We start from the raw sequence: 16302 nt of genomic DNA, 5'->3' as shown, positions 1-16302 counted from the left end.
GGTGTTGCCTTGCACATCACGCGACGCATCGCCTGACACAGGGGAAACCCGCGTGCGCGGGTTCGACGATTATCGGATAGAGGGATCTGCAGATGATGCTTGACGTCGAGCGTCTCGATGAGACGTGCATAAAGAAACTGGCCCAGGAACAAGTGCTCGCCCTGCGCATCAAGAACTTCCTGCCGCACGCCCAGGCGATCCAGCTGGGCGACAAGATTCTCGCTCCCGGCTTCGAGGGCTACATCAACGCTCCCAGCATCGGGCGTATCGGCATGGCGTTTTACGAAGCGGAAAACCAGCCGCTGCTGATCGAGGACTATTTCGAGCGCGCCACAGCCAACATCGACGAACTGCGTTCGCGCTGCGCACCCTACGCCTCTCCTGTCGACACCCTGCGCTGCATGCTCGACGAGTCCTGGCCGGCCGGCGCCCACCTGGAAAACCTGTACGGGCGCAAGATGTACGTCGGCCTGTCGCGGGTGGTGAAGCCCGGCGTGTGTTTCCTCGCCCATCGCGACATCTTCGCCAAGGACGCCCCCGACAGCTTCCAGGCCCACAGCCTGGAAGCACAGTTCGCCTGCAACCTCTACCTGAACATGCCCGAGGCCGGCGGCGCCCTGCAGATGTGGAATCACGATATTTCACCCGATCAGTTCGACGAGATGCGCGGCGACAGCTACGGCATCGATCCCGCCCTGCTCGGCACACCCTCGCTGGAGATCCGCCCGGAGCCCGGGGATTTCATCATGTTCAATTCAAGGCGCATGCATGCCGTCACCCCAGGGGTGGCCAACCCGCGCCTGAGCCTTTCCTTTTTTGTCGGCTATCGCGGCAGCTCGTCCCCCCTGACCTTCTGGAGTTGAAATGCTTTCCAACTATCTAGGCGAATTCCTGGCCCTGGCGACCATCCACTTTCTCGCCGTGGTGGCTCCCGGGCCTGACTTTGCCGTGACCATCCGCCAGAGCGTGCGCTTTGGCCGGGTGGTCGGGCTGGGCACGGCCATCGGCATCGGCGCGGGGATTTCCGTGCATGTGCTGTACACCCTGCTGGGGGTCGGTGCGCTGATGCACACCACGCCATGGCTGCTGAGCGTGGCCAAGGTGGTGGGCGGTGCCTACATTCTTTATCTCGGGGTCAGCCTGCTGCGCAGCAAGCCCAAGACCTCGATCGAAGGCAGCGATGCGGGCAACGATCAGGCGCAAAGGCAGACTTTGCCCAAGGCCTTCATGACCGGTTTCCTGACCAACGCCACCAACCCCAAGGCCACGCTGTTCTTCCTGGCGATTTTCACCACGGTGATCAGCGCCACCACGCCCCTCAAGGTGCAGGCGCTCTACGGTGTGTGGATGTGTTGCGTGAACGCGCTGTGGTTCGTGATCGTCGCGCTGTTCTTTTCCAGCCCGCGGGTGCGCTTGCTGTTCATGCGCATGGGCCATTGGTTCGAACGGACCATGGGGGTGATCCTGATTCTGTTCGCCGGGCGCCTGATCCTGTCGATGTAAGCCTCCCAACGCCCTGCTTGATCGAGCCGCCGGTAACTGGCGGCTCGATCCAGGCTTTGCTCAGTGCAGATCCACGGTCAACGGATGGATGACAGGGCCTGAAGCAAGGCTCCCTGCGGTTTTGCCATTTCATCCAGTACTGAAAAGTGCGTGCAGCCCGGCACGTGAATCAGTTGCACAGACTCTCCTCGAGCCAAGGCCTGCTTGGCGTATTCATCGGACTGGCGGACCAGTTCCGACAGCTCGTCGGCGCCTACCGCCACCCATGTACGGGCGCCCTTGTCGATATGGTGCAGCGGGCTATACGCATCGATTTCCGCATCCGAGAGACTCAGCTTCTCGTTCAGCCACGACAGGCTGATGGGTTCCAGGTCGACCAGTGCGCTGATGGCCAGGACATCGGTCACCCATGGGTGCGAGCGGAACTGCAGCGCCAGGTGTCCGCCTGCCGAGTGCCCGCTCAAGACCACCTTGTGCCCTGTGATCCCCAGCTGATCGGCGTCGGCCTGGAGATGCTCGAGCAGGCTGCCAATCTCGCTGACGATCTGTGTCATCGAGGCTTGCGGCGCAAGCGTGTATTCGGCCAGGACGACGTTGAACCCCGCCGCCAGGGGCCCGGCGGCGATGAATGCAAAGTCTTCCTTGCTGCAATTCTGCCAATACCCGCCATGGATGAAGATGAGCGTCGGGGCGTCGGTTTTTCCACAAGGCAGCCAGTCATAACGCTGCCTGGGACCGCTGCCATAAGGCAGGTTGAGGCGACCGGCCGCAGAGGCATAGAAACTGGCGCTACGCGCCTGCAAGGCAGCGTAGATACTGGGGAAATCCGGCACCGCTTGCGTATTGTTGTACGCCGCATCGAGTTGGGCTTGATTCATGTCGCGATAGAGGATGGTCATTGTCATCTCCGGTGGAAGGAATGTTTGAAGGGGCTTGGCCAGCGATCTGCGGTTCGTTCGGACCTATCCGGCATTGGCCGGGGTGACTTCAGGGGATCGGCTTCGCTGTCCACGGCTGGTCTCTGAGAGGAGTGCCACGCGTGATTGGGGGGCTGCAGGCAGGGAGGTGGGCAGAACGCGGCTCGAATGCGTTAAAGAGTGAGTGGAGCCCATGTCAGACGTAAATCAGTCGAATCTTAAAACTTCTAGGATTTTTCTTACCACCCACCTTGAGCGAACGGGCAGCGGCCTATCCAAGTGAAGCGCGGGGAGATGTATCGGCGGGGCCGGCCAGGCAGGTATGACGACAGCGGCGCTGAGTGCATCCGGCCAGCTCAGACAGCGCCGCAATTATTCGTGATGGGACTTTCCTGGAGGCCGGCTCGTCGTGCTCAAGCCCGCGCAGGATCGCGTTGAGTATTTTCCAGCGCCTGGCGCAACACCTGCTGCGTCAGGGGCTTGAACACCACATCGTCCATCCCGGCGGACAGGCACCGCTGGATCTCCGCATCCTCGGCACTGGCGGTCGCACCGAGGATCCAGCAACGCCGGCGCCCCTCCTCGCGCTCCATCTGGCGGATGCGCAGGGTCAAGTCATAGCCGCCCAGGCGCGGCATCTGGCTGTCGGTGATCAACACATCGTACTCGGCAGCCAGCCAGGCTTCCCACGCCGCCTGCCCATCCTCGACCAGCGTCACGCGATGACCCAGAACCAATAATTGCTCTTCCAGCGTCAACCGGCTGAACGCATTGTCCTCGGCAACGAGAATGTTCAGTGAAGGCTGCCCGGTGCTGGTCGCCGGTATTTCTACTTTGGCTTCGGCAGGCGCCTCGGCCAGGGGCAGTTGCAGGGTGACGCTGAAGCAGGAACCTTTGCCCTGCTCGCTGTTCAAGTCGATGCTACCGTCCATGAGCTCAACTAGGCGCCGGGTGATATTCAGCCCCAGCCCGCTGCCGAAGCTTTGCCCGACCTGGGCTGAGCTGACCTGGGAGAAGGGCTGGAACAGCCGAGCCTGGTCCTGCACGGCAATACCGAGGCCAGTGTCGATGACCTCCAGCAGCAGTCGCAGATATCCGCCATCTTGGCTCCCCGAGGCACGCAGCGTTACTCCGCCTTGCTCAGTGAACTTAATGGCGTTGCTCAACAGGTTGAACAGCACCTGTTTCAAATGCAGCGGGTCGATCAGCACCCATTGCTCCATGTCGCCCGCGAACTGCATCTCGAACGCCAGGTGCTTCTGTCGTGCCATGCCGGCCACCAGGGGCGCGATCGCTTCGATCTGGGCCTTGAGCAGCACCGCCTCGGGCGCCGAGTCGATCATGCCGGACTCGATCCGGTTCAGGTCGAGCACATTGCCGAGCAGCAACAGCAACCCCTGCGCGGCCTCTTGCGCAATCCCCAGCGACGCCAGGTCCAGTTCGCCCCGCTCGGCTTTCTGCAGCACCACTTCCTGCAGGCCGATGATCGCGTTCAGCGGGGTACGGATTTCATGACTCATGGTGGACAGGAACACGCTCTTGGCCTCGTTGGCCGTCTCGGCCTTCTCGCGCGCCAGCGCCAGCTCTCCTTCGGCCTGACGGGTCTTGCGCACCTGTCGAGTCAGGTAGAAGCCCCAGATCAGCGATAGCAGGACCAGCAAACCGAAGACCCCGCCAAGCCGGAGGATCTTGCTACGATGATCGCGCCAGAAGTTGCTGCCGCTACTAGAGAATCGTGGTTCCCACTGTCGCACGATATCAGCCACTTCCTCCGGGGTGATAGCAACCTGGGCTTTTTCCAGGATGCTGCGCAATTCTTCCTGCCCTTTTAGCACCCCAAGGCTGACGGGGCGGGAGAACTCGTCGAGGATGCCGATCACGCGCAAGCGGTTGTTGAAACGCTGCGCGGACAGGAAACGGCCGGTGTAGTCACTGCCGATGAAGGCGTCGCTACGCCCGTCATCCACGCTGCGCATGGCCTCCAGGAAGTTGGGATAGATCTGTAGCCGGATGTCTGGATAGTCCTGCTGGATGATCGGGTTGATGAAGTAGCCGGGGACACTGGCCAGTCGCTTGCCTTGCAGGTCTTCAAGGCTATGAAAAGGACTGCCCTGGGTGCGTGCGGATCGTGGTCCGGCCATCAGCACGACCGAGCTCCTCAGATAAGGAAGGAGGATATCCATATCGGCCTCGGTATCAGGATCTGCCGACGTGACCGAGGTCATCAGGGTCTGGCCCTGGGTTATCTGGGTTTTCATCTCGGTATAGTTCTGCGCCCGGACAGGGCGGAACGTCAGGCCGCTTCGCTGGCTGATCAACTTGAGGTAGTCGGGGCCGATACCCCGTACCTGCCCACCGCTGTCCAGTTGCCCCAATGCTCCGAGAGAGTCACTGACGCTCACCGGGATTTCCGGGTGTGCCGCCAGCCAACGGTTCTCGGCGGGCGTCAGTTTCACGCGCTGCTGGGTCAGGCGCAGGCTGCTCCCCGCACTCCAATTACGCAGAATATTTTCGCTATGGCGCGAGCGTATGAATGGCAAGGCGCGTTCGATCACGCCATGCAATCGCGTATCGGAGGCGCGCACCAGGAAGCCGAAGCCACGGCTTTCCACCGGAGCGAAGTTTTCGATATGCAGGTCCAGCAGGTAGTTGATGTTGATCAGGTAGTGAGCCGACACCGCATCGTCGATCACCCCGTCGACCTCGCCCAGGCTTAACGCTTCGAGCGCGCGCAGCGTCGAGACAAATGGCAGGACCTGGCTGTTCGGATAAATGGCGGAGACTTTTTCCTCGATACGATAGCCGGCAAATACGCCCAGCCGGGTGCCGGGTTTCTCTGGGTCGAAAGAGCGGCTCTCGGCTGTTACCAGCACGGGCTGGTTCGGTTCATAGGCCTGGGTCAGTAGCAGGCCGTGGTCCTCGGCATCCACTGCGGAGCCGCCGCCGACCAAGTCGATCTCGCCATTGTGCAACGCGGTCAACGCCGCCTGCCGGGAAGCAAACAGACGGACATGAGGGGGGACTTCGAACAGCAAGGCCAGGTAGTCCGCGGTGATTCCCTGAAAGCGATTGACGTCGAGCATGCCCAGCGGCGGGTAGTCGGGCAGTGCCACCCCGATCGTGAGCGGACCTCTGCTTGCCAGCCACTGGCGGTCTGCTTCGCTCAGCCATGGTCGGCTGGTCACTGCCACCCTTGCGATAAGCGAGATGTCTGATTCCTGCGCGAGCAGTAGCGGCGATGGAACAAGTAACAGGCAGAGAACGACTATCCGACAGCACGCTCGAATCATGGAGTACCTTCCTGGAAATCGAACCCCGGCAACCGGCGCAAGCTGGCCATTGCCCCACGAACAACAGCGTCACCCTCTTATGGAAAGTGACGCTTTGATCTGTGGCAAATAGGGGATGGATCAAGAGTGATCCGTCGGTATTCTAGCCGGGCGCCGGCTGTTGTGAAATCGAGCGGCGAGAGCCTCTCTCGAGTGCCCTTCTATTTGGTCTCTGGCGCGCTCGGAAAAGCTGGATAACAACGGGCTGGCGACAGCGATCCGACCGAGGCTGGGAAGAGGTCGGCGAGCAAAAGGATGGGCCCCGCCGCCAATAACGATCAGTTGTAGTTGAGAACGAAGTTCATGGTCGCATCGCCCTTGCCTGGCTTCATCTCGCCCCCTGTCGCGCCAATATCCGGCGCGGAAATCATAAGCACAGGCAGCGTCACAACTCCTCGGGTATTTGCAATCCGGAAATTTCAGGTCGATATGAATGTGCGGCCGTTGTTTAAATAACATGACTACTAACTTCATGCCCCATCGACCTGACTACCGATAAAAACAAACGCAATATAAGAATCTTCAAGCCCTGGAGGTCCGGCGAATATAAGTCGACTCCCTCAAGACAAATAAACTCCCCCGCCATTTATATCCGAACCTCAATTCCAACAATCACCACGCAAAACTTTCAGCGACGCTGAAACTTCCCAATACCGCCGCGCCCCGCCCCCAAAAAAGAGGCCAGCCAGAAGCGGTCCGAGCATGCAGCCAAAACAAAAGCAGCGCGGGACATGGCACAAAGCCCGTCAATGCGGCCCCTGTGCAGGCGTGAGGCAGGACAAGCGTCGACAGCAGCGAGCAAGAGCCTCCTGTCTCCCCATTCAAACAGGAAAGGGCTAACCACCAGTTAAGAAAGTTCTGGTTTTTTTGCCCCTTGCCTTTTGCTTAATTAATCACCCCAGCCCAACCAGCAAATACAAGCAACTCCCAGAAGACTCCACAGCCGCGCCAACTAATGCTTTGAAGCAAACAAATCAATCGAATATCGAAAGTACGAAACACCCTTTAAAGCCCATGACTCGATAAAGGTTTTCATGCCCCATCCAAACAATCGGTCCCAAGTGCACGAAATCCAATTTGATTGAGAAAAACAGCCCGCAATTGCGTATTGGCGCAGCACCCGACGGACCAGGCGTTCTTCCCTCCTTCCCCCTCACCCCATGGCTTGGGAGGACTGATAAACCGCCTTTCACGATCGCTTCGGAGCAGGCCGCCATTCCCGCTCCACACCCGTAGTACCCGTTCTGCTGGGGGGATCAGCAGAGTATTCATTTAGAGGATGCACCATGAACAAAAGCTATGCATTGATCTGGAACCAGGCCACTGGTCGCTGGAACGTCGCCAGCGAAGGGACCCGGCGCCGAGGCAAATCAAGCCGACTCAAGGTCGTGATCGCCGCCGGCTTCTCGCTGCTGGGCCTGCTGGCCCAGGCCCCGGCCTTCGCCCTGCCGGGAGGAGCGGCGATAGTCGCGGGCGAGGCCGGCATTCACACCACCAACGACGGCAAGCACATGACCGTCGAGCAGCAGAGCAACAAGCTGATCACCCACTGGAACGACTTCAGCGTCGCCGGCGACGAAAGCGTCAGCTTCCATCAGCCCGGCAGCCAGTCGGTCGCCCTCAACCGAGTGGTCGGCACCAACGGCAGTGACATCCAGGGCCGCATCGACGCCAACGGCCAGGTGTTCCTGATCAACCCCAATGGCGTGGTCTTCGGCAAGTCCGCCCAGGTCAACGTCAGCGGCCTGGTGGCCTCCACCCAGAACATCAGCGACAAGGATTTCCTCGACGGCACCTACCGCTTCACCGGTAACTCCAGCGCTGCCGTGAACAACGCCGGCCAGATCACCGCCAGCGAAGGCGGCAGCGTCGCCCTGCTCGGCGCACAGGTCAGCAACAGCGGGGTGATCCAGGCGCAGATGGGTAGCGTCGCGCTGGGCGCGGGCAAGGACTTCAGCGTCAACTTCGACGGCAACGGCCTGCTCAACCTGCAGGTGAACGGTGCCGCGGTGGATGCTCTGGTGCAAAACGGTGGCCTGCTCAAGGCCGACGGCGGCCAGGTGTTGATGACCGCCAGCAGCGCCGGCAGCCTGCTGAAAAACGTGGTGAGCAACCAGGGCGTGATCGAAGCCAAGACCTTGCAGAACAAGGCCGGCAAGATTGTCCTCGACGGTGGCGACACCGGTATCGTCCAGGTGGCCGGGCGCCTGGACGCCAGCGCCCTGGGCGGCCAGGGCAACGGCGGCGTGGTGGAAAACCGCGGCGCCAGGGTCGAAGTGCAACTGGCCGCGCAAGTGGACACCCGCACCGACAAGGGCGCGACCGGTACCTGGAAGATCAGCTCGGACGAGGTGAGCGTTTCCAAGGCGGACAGCAGCACCCGCGGCCTGGTCATCGGTGGCGGCCTCAACGGCAACAATGCAACAGGTGGCACCACCAGCGCTGCCCCGACCCTGCATGCCGATACCCTGGCCCAGAACCTGGACCGGACCAACGTCGAACTGAGCAGCAAGGGCAACCTGTCGGTTAACAAGGCGGTTTCCTGGAGCAGCGGCAACAAGCTCGGCCTGACCGCCGAACGCGGCGACGTCCAGGTAAATTCAGCATTGAGCGCCACCGGCGCCGGTACAGCCCTGGCCCTGAATGCCGCGCAGGGCAGCATCCGCCTGAACGACAATGTCGCGTTGAGCGGATCGGGAGCCAGCCTGGAGCTGAACTCCCAAAACGGCCACAGCCTCACGGATGACAAGAGCGTCACACTCTCCGGTGCGGATGCCCGCTTCAGCGCCAACGGCGAGGCCTATCAGGTGGTGCAGAACCTGAAGCAACTGCGCGATATCGAAAACAACTTGAATGGCCGTTTTGTACTGGGTAACCAGATCACCGGCCAAGGCCGTTTCAAGACGCTTGGCGAAAACAAATCTTTCACTGGCAAGCTTGATGGCCTGGGCAATACCATCAGCGACCTGTCGATCTATGGCACCACCGCCTTTGTCGGGCTGTTCAGCGCGAACCTGGGGCAGATCAGCAACCTGAACCTCGAGCGCATTTCAGCCAGTGGCGCCTCTTCCACCCACTACAACACCCAGGTCGGCACCCTTGCCGCGCTGAACATGGGTAGCATCCGCAACGTCAAGGCCAAGGATGTACGGGTAACCGGGGCGTCTCATCTCAACTCCCTGGGCGGCCTGGTCGCGCTCAACCTGAACGGCGACATCGCCAACTCCTCGGCCAGCGGCCTGGTGATCGGCAACAAATACACCTATGCAATGGGTGGCCTGGTGGGTGAAAACATCTCTAACCCCGATGGCGTGGCGAAAATCTCCAATAGCCATGCCGATGCCACCCTCTCGGGTCAAATGATGAGTCGTGATTCCACGGGGGTCGGGGGCCTGGTGGGCTCGAACCGCGGCGGCATCATCGCCAACGCCTCCAGCACCGGCATGATCAATGTCGCCGGCGCCAACCTGAACGTCGGCGGCCTGGTCGGTGAAAATACTGCCGATGGCCGCATCAGCAACTCCCACTCCAGCACCAATGTCTCGGGTAGCCGGGCTGGTCGGGTCGGAGGCCTGGTCGGGTCCAACCAGGGTTCCCTGGCCAACTCTCATGCCAGTGGCGAGGTAACCGGCTATGGCACGGAAGCGATCGGCGGCCTGGTAGGCAAAAATCAGGGTGGCTCGATCGCCAACAGCTCTGCCAGCAGCAGTGTGTCCGATCTCTACAGTAAAAATGTAGGCGGCCTGATTGGCCACAACCAGAGCGGCCGCATCGATAACGCTTCGGTCTCGGGCACGGTGAAAGGCGGCAAGAATGCCGACATTGGCGGCCTGATCGGTTACAGCAAGGATGGTCGTATCAACAACACCTCGGTATCCGCCACGGTGAGCGGTGGCGGCAATAGCCAGGTCGGCGGCCTGGTCGGTCACAGCCAAGATAGCGATATCAACAACGCCACGGCATCCGCCACGGTAAGCGGCGGTGACGATAGCCAGGTCGGCGGCCTGGTCGGCAGGCAACAGGGCAAGGTCGGCAACTCCTCCGCCAAAGGCTCGGTCAAAGGTGGTCGCTATAGCAGTGTGGGAGGCTTGGCCGGGATGAATGAAGGAGAGATCAGCAACGCCAAAACCACCAGCAACGTCAGCGGCGGTTATGGCGCACGCATGGGCGGTCTCGTGGGGATGAACTTTGGCAAGGTGCACCTGTCATCGGCAGGCGGCAAGATCGATGGTTCTTATTACTCCGGACAGATCTACGGCGGCCTGGTCGGCATCGACTTCAAGCCAAATCTGCAAACCAACAACAGCGTCTTTGGTGAAGCGACCAAGGTGCCGCAGGTTGGCCTGCAGTTCTGAAAGTAGAAACTCTGCCCGCCGTTACAGGGGGCAGGGCTTGATGTCTGATTGAAAAAAAGGGGGCAATGATTCAGCCGAATCATTGCCCCTCTTTTTATCTGGCTTCTCTCGACGCCCTCCTCCCGGGCGCTATTTCTCGACCGCGGCATCGGCACAGTCGGTGTCCAAAACGCTGGACCGGGTGAGACGGTAGATGGATGCGCAGTAGAACAGCAGCGCCAAGGTCGCCAGCAAGCCGCCGGCCAAGCCGATATAGGCGAACCCGAGTTGGCCTCCTACCCAGCTGCCAAGCAGCGCACCGCCACCGATACCGATGTTGTAGATCCCCGAAAACAGCGCCATTGCCACATCGGTCGCGTCCGGAGCGAGCACCAGGACCCTGGATTGCAGAGCCAGCCCGAAGCCCATGATCGCCATCCCCCAGATCAGGCTGAGCCCGCCCAGATACGAGACTTCACCGCTCAAGGGCAACAGCAATGCCAGGCACAGAATGAGCAAGGCCACGGTCACCAGCAGAAAGCGCTGCGGGCTGTAGCGGTGAAACCTGCTGAACAATAGCGAGCCGAAGATACCGGCACCGCCGAACAGCAGCAGGATGAGGGTCACCACATCGCCACTCAAGCCGGCCACCCCCTTGATGAAAGGCTCGATGTAGCTGTAGGCAGTGAACTGCGCGGTGACCACCAGGGCCGTCAACACATAGAGCGCCACCAGCGCAGGCCGCTTGAACAATACCGGCAGGCTCCTGAGAGAACCCGAGTTCTGGCTGGGCAACAACGGCAGGCTCCTGGCCAGCCAGAACACCAGCACAGCAGCCAGGCTGGCAATCACGATAAAGGTGGTGCGCCAGCCCATGGCCTCGCCCAGCAACCGGCCGAGGGGAATGCCCAGCACCATCGCCAGGGAAGTACCGGTGGCCAGCAAGCCCAAGGCCTGGACCTGTTTTCCCGGTGGTGCCAGACGCACCGCCAGGGATGCGGTGATGGACCAGAACAGGGCATGGGATAGGGCCACACCGATCCGGCTCAGCAACAACATACCGAAACTCGTGGCCAGCCCCGACAGGATGTGACTGACAATGAACATCCCGAACAGCACGAGCAACAGCTTGCGCCGCTCGACGTTGCGCGTCAGCAGCATGACCGGCAGCGAAGTCAGGGACACTATCCAGGCATAGAGGGTGAGCATCAGGCCGACCCGGTCCGTCGACAGATCGAAGCTGCTGCCGATCGAGCTCAACAACCCGACGGGAACGAACTCCGTGGTGTTGAACACAAAGGCCGCCAAGGCCAGTGCGATGACTGCCCGCCAATTACCCTTAGTTGTCGCCACGGAGATACTCATTTAAAGGTTGCACCACGCTATCGATGGTCAATCAGACCCGGACCGTCGCAAACCCCGTGCCAAGCGCACACTCACAAAGGCTGGGCACACGGTCAGGAGCATGCAGACGCTGAACAGGACGGCGCCAGCGTACAGGACAAGGGGAAAAACAGTGTCATCCCGAGCTACAGGGGACAAATGGGCCGAAGCTCGGCCACTGTCGACAGAAACGAAAAAAGGGTCCCGTATGGGACCCTTTTTCGATGAACTACAGACCTTTGAAAATCTGTAGCTCTATGTTTGGAGCGGGAAACGAGACTCGAACTCGCGACCCCGACCTTGGCAAGGTCGTGCTCTACCAACTGAGCTATTCCCGCAAATGGCGTCCCCTAGGGGACTCGAACCCCTGTTACCGCCGTGAAAGGGCGGTGTCCTAGGCCACTAGACGAAGGGGACACGCTACCCGGAACACATGGTGTGTGTGTTTCGGTGTCCAGATCCGCATCCGAAGACTTGGTTCTGGTTTCACTCAGCCCCGCCCGAAAGCAGTGCCGTTTAAAATTGGAGCGGGAAACGAGACTCGAACTCGCGACCCCGACCTTGGCAAGGTCGTGCTCTACCAACTGAGCTATTCCCGCATTGGCGTCCCCTAGGGGACTCGAACCCCTGTTACCGCCGTGAAAGGGCGGTGTCCTAGGCCACTAGACGAAGGGGACACACTACAACATTCACTCCCTGCCGCGTTTCGCTGTGAGCTTTACGCTGCAAGTGGCGCGCATTCTATGGATGGATTGGAGGGTCGTCAACCCCCTGATATAAATTTATTTAAATCAATGACTTCGGGGTGGTTTGCGAGCCCTTTCGGGCATTTGTACAGCCTGTGCCTTGACGCCTATATTCTGACACTCGACAAGGCGCTATAGTCCACATCCATAGGTGATGGCAATATGAAACCAACCAGACATTTCCTATATAAGCAGAGAATCGGCCTGTTTCTGCTCGTCGACCTGCGCTAGGCGCCCCAAGGCTAAGTCACTACACTCGCCACTCGTACGCGAACCCCAGAAAGAGGTCTTACACGGTGACACCACTCATGATCACCCTGCTAGTAGTAGCCGGGATCGTACTTTTGATCGCCATTGGCTACATGAACCATGTGGTGGAAAACAACAAACTGGAAAAGGCCCGTACCAAGGTCGAACTCAATGACCGCCTGCGCCGCTGCGGCGAAATCACCGAGACCTTCCCCGGCCAGTTCATGTCGCCGGCGCTCAAGCTGCTGATGACCCGCCTGGAGCTCAACGTCGTTCAGCGTCTGTTGAATCTGAACAAGTCCGATGCCGCGCTCAAGGCGCGTATCGCCGAATTGAACGCGCTGGTCGGCCAGGGCGAATCGATCCCGGTCAACAACCCGCCCTGCCCGATCCAGACCGAAGCCAAGGCCAAGGACGTGCGTTTTCTCCTGGAAGCCCTGCATGGCCAGGTGACCCGCGCCGCCCAGGACGGTTTCCTGCCGACCAACGAAGCCAAGCACTGGATCAGGGAAATCCGCCACATCCTGGTGCTGCTGCACATCGAGTTCTTCAACAACCTCGGCCAGTACGCCCTGCAACAGGAGCAACCCGGCCAGGCGCGCCTGGCGTTCGAGCGTGGCGTGCAGTATCTGCGCAAGCAGCCGGACCCGGCGGTCTATCGGGAACAGCTGGAGTACCTGGAAAAACTCCTGGCCCGCTCCAACGCGATGGTGTTGACCAACATCCAGCCGGTCGAAGGCGAGGTCAACCAATTGACCGAAGGCCTGAAAGTCGTCGAAGCCGACGCCGACTGGAAGAAGAAAGCCATTTACGACTGATCGGCAACAGCCGGGCGAGCAACTCGCTCGGCACGGCCTATAAGGCTGCGCCCCTGGCGGCGCAGCCTGTAGCAAGCACCCGCGGCATTACAACCGGAAATGCCCGACCATCCCCTTCAACTCCGCCCCCAACTGCGCCAGCTCGATGCTCGACGCTGCATTGCCCTGCATGGCCAGTGACGACTGATCGGCGCTGGCGCGAATGCTGGTGACGCTGCGGTTGATCTCTTCGGCGACCGAACTCTGTTGCTCGGCGGCCGCGGCGATCTGCTGGTTCATCTGCTGAATCAGCGACACCGCCGTGGCGATGCTGCCCAATGCGCTTTCGGTCTGCAGCGCATCGCTGACCGCCAGCTTGACCAGTTCGCCGCTGCTCTGGATCTGCTGCACCGAGGACTGCGCCGCCGAACGCAAGGCACTGACCAGGCGCTCGATCTCTTCGGTGGATTGCTGGGTGCGCTTGGCCAGGGCCCGTACTTCGTCGGCGACCACCGCGAAGCCCCTGCCCTGCTCGCCGGCACGCGCCGCTTCGATGGCCGCGTTCAGCGCCAGCAGGTTGGTCTGTTCGGCGACACTCTTGATCACGCTGAGCACGGTGCCGATGTTCTGGATCTCGGCGCTGAGGCTTTCGATGCTGGAACTGGCGCTGCTGGCCGAATCCGCCAACTGCTCGATGCGCTGCATGCTCTGGCGCACCACCTGCTGGCCGCTTTCGACCTTGTCGTCGGCGGTCTGCGCCGCTTGCGCGGCTTCTTCGGCGTTGCGCGCGACATCGTGCACGGTGGCGGTCATCTGGTTCATCGCTGTCGCCACCTGTTCGGTTTCTTCCTTCTGGCTGCTGACTTCCAGGTTGGTCTGCTCGGTCACCGCCGACAGCGACTGGGCCGAGCTGGCCAACTGCTCGATGCCCGCCTGCAGGCCGCTGACGATACTGCTCAAGCCGCTGCCCATCTGTTGCATCGCCAGCATCAACTGGCCGATTTCATCCCGGCGCGTCACTTCCACGGTCGCGCTCAGGTCGCCGGCGGCGATCTGCTGCGCCACGCGCATCACGCTGCGCAGCGGAGTGACGATCAAGCGGGTAATAATCCAGGCCGCCAGCACGCCCACCAGCAATGCCAGGGCCGAGGACGCGACGATCAACAGCGAGTTCTTTTTCAGCTCCGCCTGCATCGACTGATCCTGCGCGCCGTATGCCTGGTCGACCCGCTCCATCACTTGCGCGGCGCGCTCATGCAGCTGCTGATAGACCTTTTTCTCCTGCGCCAGCAAGCCGGTGTATTCGGCGAGCTTTTCGCTGAAGCCACCGATATGCCCGACCACTTCGTTGAGCACGGTCTGATAACCGCCGTCCTTGACCACGGTCTTGAGCTGCTCGGCCTGGACCAGGGCCTGGTCGGCCTGCTCGATCTTGCCCTGCTCGACCTCTTCCTCGCCCTTGCGGCTCTGGTCCAGGCGCACCCGGGCTTCGTTCATGGCTTGCAGCATCAGGCGCGAAACCTGGCTGACCTGATTGGCCTGCTCGACGAACTCGCTGCCCTCCTTGCCGGCGGACTCCTTGAGGCTATAGGTGCCGTCGTCGGCCAGACCGGCCTGCAGCACATCGAGGTTGTTGGCCACGCTGGACACCGACCAACTGGCCATTTCCAGCGCCAGGTCCTTGGCCTGGGTCAGCTCGACGAACTCATCGAAGGCCTTGCGGTAAGCCCCCAGCGCCTGCTCGACATCGGTCATCACCGGCACGTTCGCCGCCGAGCGTTCCTTGAGCTGCGCCGCCAGGCCCAGCAGGCCATCGACGCCCTCGTGCAAGGCGTCCGCGGTTTTTGCATCGCCGTGCAAGGCATAGTTCTGTTCGAGCAGGCGGACCTTGAGCAGACCGCTGTTGAGCGACGACATCTGCTTGAGGCCATCGAAACGCTGGCTGATGGTCTGCAGGGACCAGACGCCTATAGCCGCCACCAGCGCCGTCAGAAGCAGCACCAGGGTGAAACCGACACCCAGTTTTTTCGCCATGCCGAGGTTGGCAAAACGTCCGTTCGTGGCCGAATTCATTGCGCTCAGTCCCCTTCCAGTCCCCAATGGCGACAGGGCCATTGTCCAGTTTTGCAGGTTCGCAATGGGCTGCACTGGAGCACAAGTATCTGGCGTCGGAATAATGGCAAAAAGCTACGTTCAGGTCGTATTCAGAATGGTCGAGGTCGATCCGGTACAGCCCTGGCAACGCTCGCTCACCAGGGCCGTCCATAAGGCAAGCAAGCCTCAGATGGCAGTGGCGCCACCATCGACCGCCAGAGCATGGCCGGTGGTGAAGGCTGCGCCGTCGCTGCACAGATACAACACCGCGCTGGCGATTTCCTCGACCTTGCCGATCCGCCCGACCGGGTGCATGGCCGCGGCGAATTCGGCTTTCTTCGGATCGGCCTCGTAGGCGCGGCGGAACATGTCGGTGTCGATCACCGCCGGGCACACCGCGTTGACGCGGACTTTCTTCTTCGCGTACTCGATGGCCGCCGACTTGGTCAGGCCGATCACCGCATGCTTGGAGGCAGCATAGATGCTCATCTTCGGCGCAGCACCGAGACCGGCCACCGATGCGGTATTGACGATGGCCCCGCCGCCCTGGGCGAGCATCAGCGGCAACTGGTGCTTCATGCACAGCCAGACGCCCTTGACGTTGACCGCCATGATCGCGTCGAACTCGTCCAGGGTGCCGTCCGCCAGCTTGCCCTTCTCGATTTCGATCCCGGCATTGTTGAAGGCATAGTCGAGGCGACCATAGATGCTTACTACCTGGGCCATCAGGTTCTGCACATCCGCCTCGTCGGTGACGTTGCAACGCACGAACGACGCCTCGCCACCGGCGGCGCGAATCAATTGCACCGTGCCTTCGCCGCCGGCGACGTCCAGGTCGGCCGCCACCACTTTCAGCCCCTGCGCGGCAAACGCCAGGGCCGTGGCCCGGCCAATACCCGCCGCTGCGCCGGTGACCAAAACGACCTGGCCGGAAAACGTCATGCTCATGG

General features: G+C 61.0%; 9 protein-coding genes, 4 tRNA genes and 1 pseudogene. 4 read left to right on the top strand and 10 right to left on the bottom strand.

The window, feature by feature from the left end; translation table 11 throughout:
* Window positions 1-92: 92 nt before the first annotated feature.
* Both H0I86_RS08710 and H0I86_RS08705 read left to right on the top strand, forming a co-directional pair.
* Window positions 93-863 carry a 2OG-Fe(II) oxygenase gene (locus H0I86_RS08710; RefSeq protein ID WP_180924710.1) on the top strand — a complete coding sequence of 257 codons (771 nt, stop codon included), beginning with the start codon at window positions 93-95 and terminating at the stop codon, window positions 861-863.
* Between the two features lies 1 nt (window position 864).
* Window positions 865-1503 (top strand): LysE family translocator, encoded by a 639-nt coding sequence (locus tag H0I86_RS08705; RefSeq protein WP_180924709.1) that lies wholly within the window; start codon window positions 865-867, stop codon window positions 1501-1503.
* 77 nt (window positions 1504-1580) lie between these two features.
* Here the strand turns inward: H0I86_RS08705 and H0I86_RS08700 are convergent, their stop codons facing one another.
* Both H0I86_RS08700 and H0I86_RS08695 read right to left on the bottom strand, forming a co-directional pair.
* Complete coding sequence (locus tag H0I86_RS08700; protein WP_180924708.1) at window positions 1581-2402, bottom strand: alpha/beta hydrolase; 822 nt, start codon at window positions 2400-2402, stop codon at window positions 1581-1583.
* Between the two features lie 431 nt (window positions 2403-2833).
* Window positions 2834-5710 carry an ATP-binding protein gene (locus H0I86_RS08695; RefSeq protein WP_180924707.1) on the bottom strand — a complete coding sequence of 959 codons (2877 nt, stop codon included), beginning with the start codon at window positions 5708-5710 and terminating at the stop codon, window positions 2834-2836.
* A 1325-nt stretch (window positions 5711-7035) separates the two neighbouring features.
* Between H0I86_RS08695 and H0I86_RS08690 the strand changes: the two genes are divergently transcribed.
* On the top strand, window positions 7036-10104 hold the full coding sequence (locus tag H0I86_RS08690) for a two-partner secretion domain-containing protein (RefSeq protein ID WP_180924706.1): 3069 nt from the start codon (window positions 7036-7038) through the stop codon (window positions 10102-10104).
* A 129-nt stretch (window positions 10105-10233) separates the two neighbouring features.
* Here the strand turns inward: H0I86_RS08690 and H0I86_RS08685 are convergent, their stop codons facing one another.
* From H0I86_RS08685 to H0I86_RS08665, 5 genes are all read right to left on the bottom strand, one after another.
* Window positions 10234-11448, bottom strand: a complete 1215-nt coding sequence (locus H0I86_RS08685; protein ID WP_180924705.1) for a sugar transporter — start codon at window positions 11446-11448, stop codon at window positions 10234-10236.
* A 280-nt stretch (window positions 11449-11728) separates the two neighbouring features.
* Window positions 11729-11804 (bottom strand) — tRNA-Gly (locus H0I86_RS08680).
* A 3-nt stretch (window positions 11805-11807) separates the two neighbouring features.
* Window positions 11808-11883 (bottom strand) — tRNA-Glu (locus tag H0I86_RS08675).
* A 106-nt stretch (window positions 11884-11989) separates the two neighbouring features.
* Window positions 11990-12065 (bottom strand) — tRNA-Gly (locus H0I86_RS08670).
* Window positions 12066-12067: 2 nt separating this feature from the next.
* Window positions 12068-12143: transfer RNA gene (locus H0I86_RS08665), tRNA-Glu, on the bottom strand.
* 365 nt (window positions 12144-12508) lie between these two features.
* Between H0I86_RS08665 and H0I86_RS08660 the strand changes: the two genes are divergently transcribed.
* Window positions 12509-13279 carry a hypothetical protein gene (locus tag H0I86_RS08660; protein WP_180924704.1) on the top strand — a complete coding sequence of 257 codons (771 nt, stop codon included), beginning with the start codon at window positions 12509-12511 and terminating at the stop codon, window positions 13277-13279.
* 87 nt (window positions 13280-13366) lie between these two features.
* Here the strand turns inward: H0I86_RS08660 and H0I86_RS32460 are convergent, their stop codons facing one another.
* From H0I86_RS32460 to H0I86_RS08650, 3 genes and pseudogenes are all read right to left on the bottom strand, one after another.
* Window positions 13367-14071 carry a methyl-accepting chemotaxis protein gene (locus H0I86_RS32460; RefSeq protein WP_371923087.1) on the bottom strand — a complete coding sequence of 235 codons (705 nt, stop codon included), beginning with the start codon at window positions 14069-14071 and terminating at the stop codon, window positions 13367-13369.
* 207 nt (window positions 14072-14278) lie between these two features.
* Window positions 14279-14329: pseudogene (locus H0I86_RS32455) on the bottom strand (hypothetical protein); the annotation flags it as partial.
* Window positions 14330-15538: 1209 nt separating this feature from the next.
* Window positions 15539-16300 (bottom strand): SDR family oxidoreductase, encoded by a 762-nt coding sequence (locus H0I86_RS08650; protein ID WP_180924702.1) that lies wholly within the window; start codon window positions 16298-16300, stop codon window positions 15539-15541.
* Window positions 16301-16302 lie beyond the last annotated feature (2 nt).

This window comes from Pseudomonas chlororaphis subsp. aurantiaca (genome assembly GCF_013466605.1).
GTDB lineage: Bacteria > Pseudomonadota > Gammaproteobacteria > Pseudomonadales > Pseudomonadaceae > Aquipseudomonas > Aquipseudomonas chlororaphis_I.
This window is presented reverse-complemented; position numbering and strand designations above follow the sequence as displayed.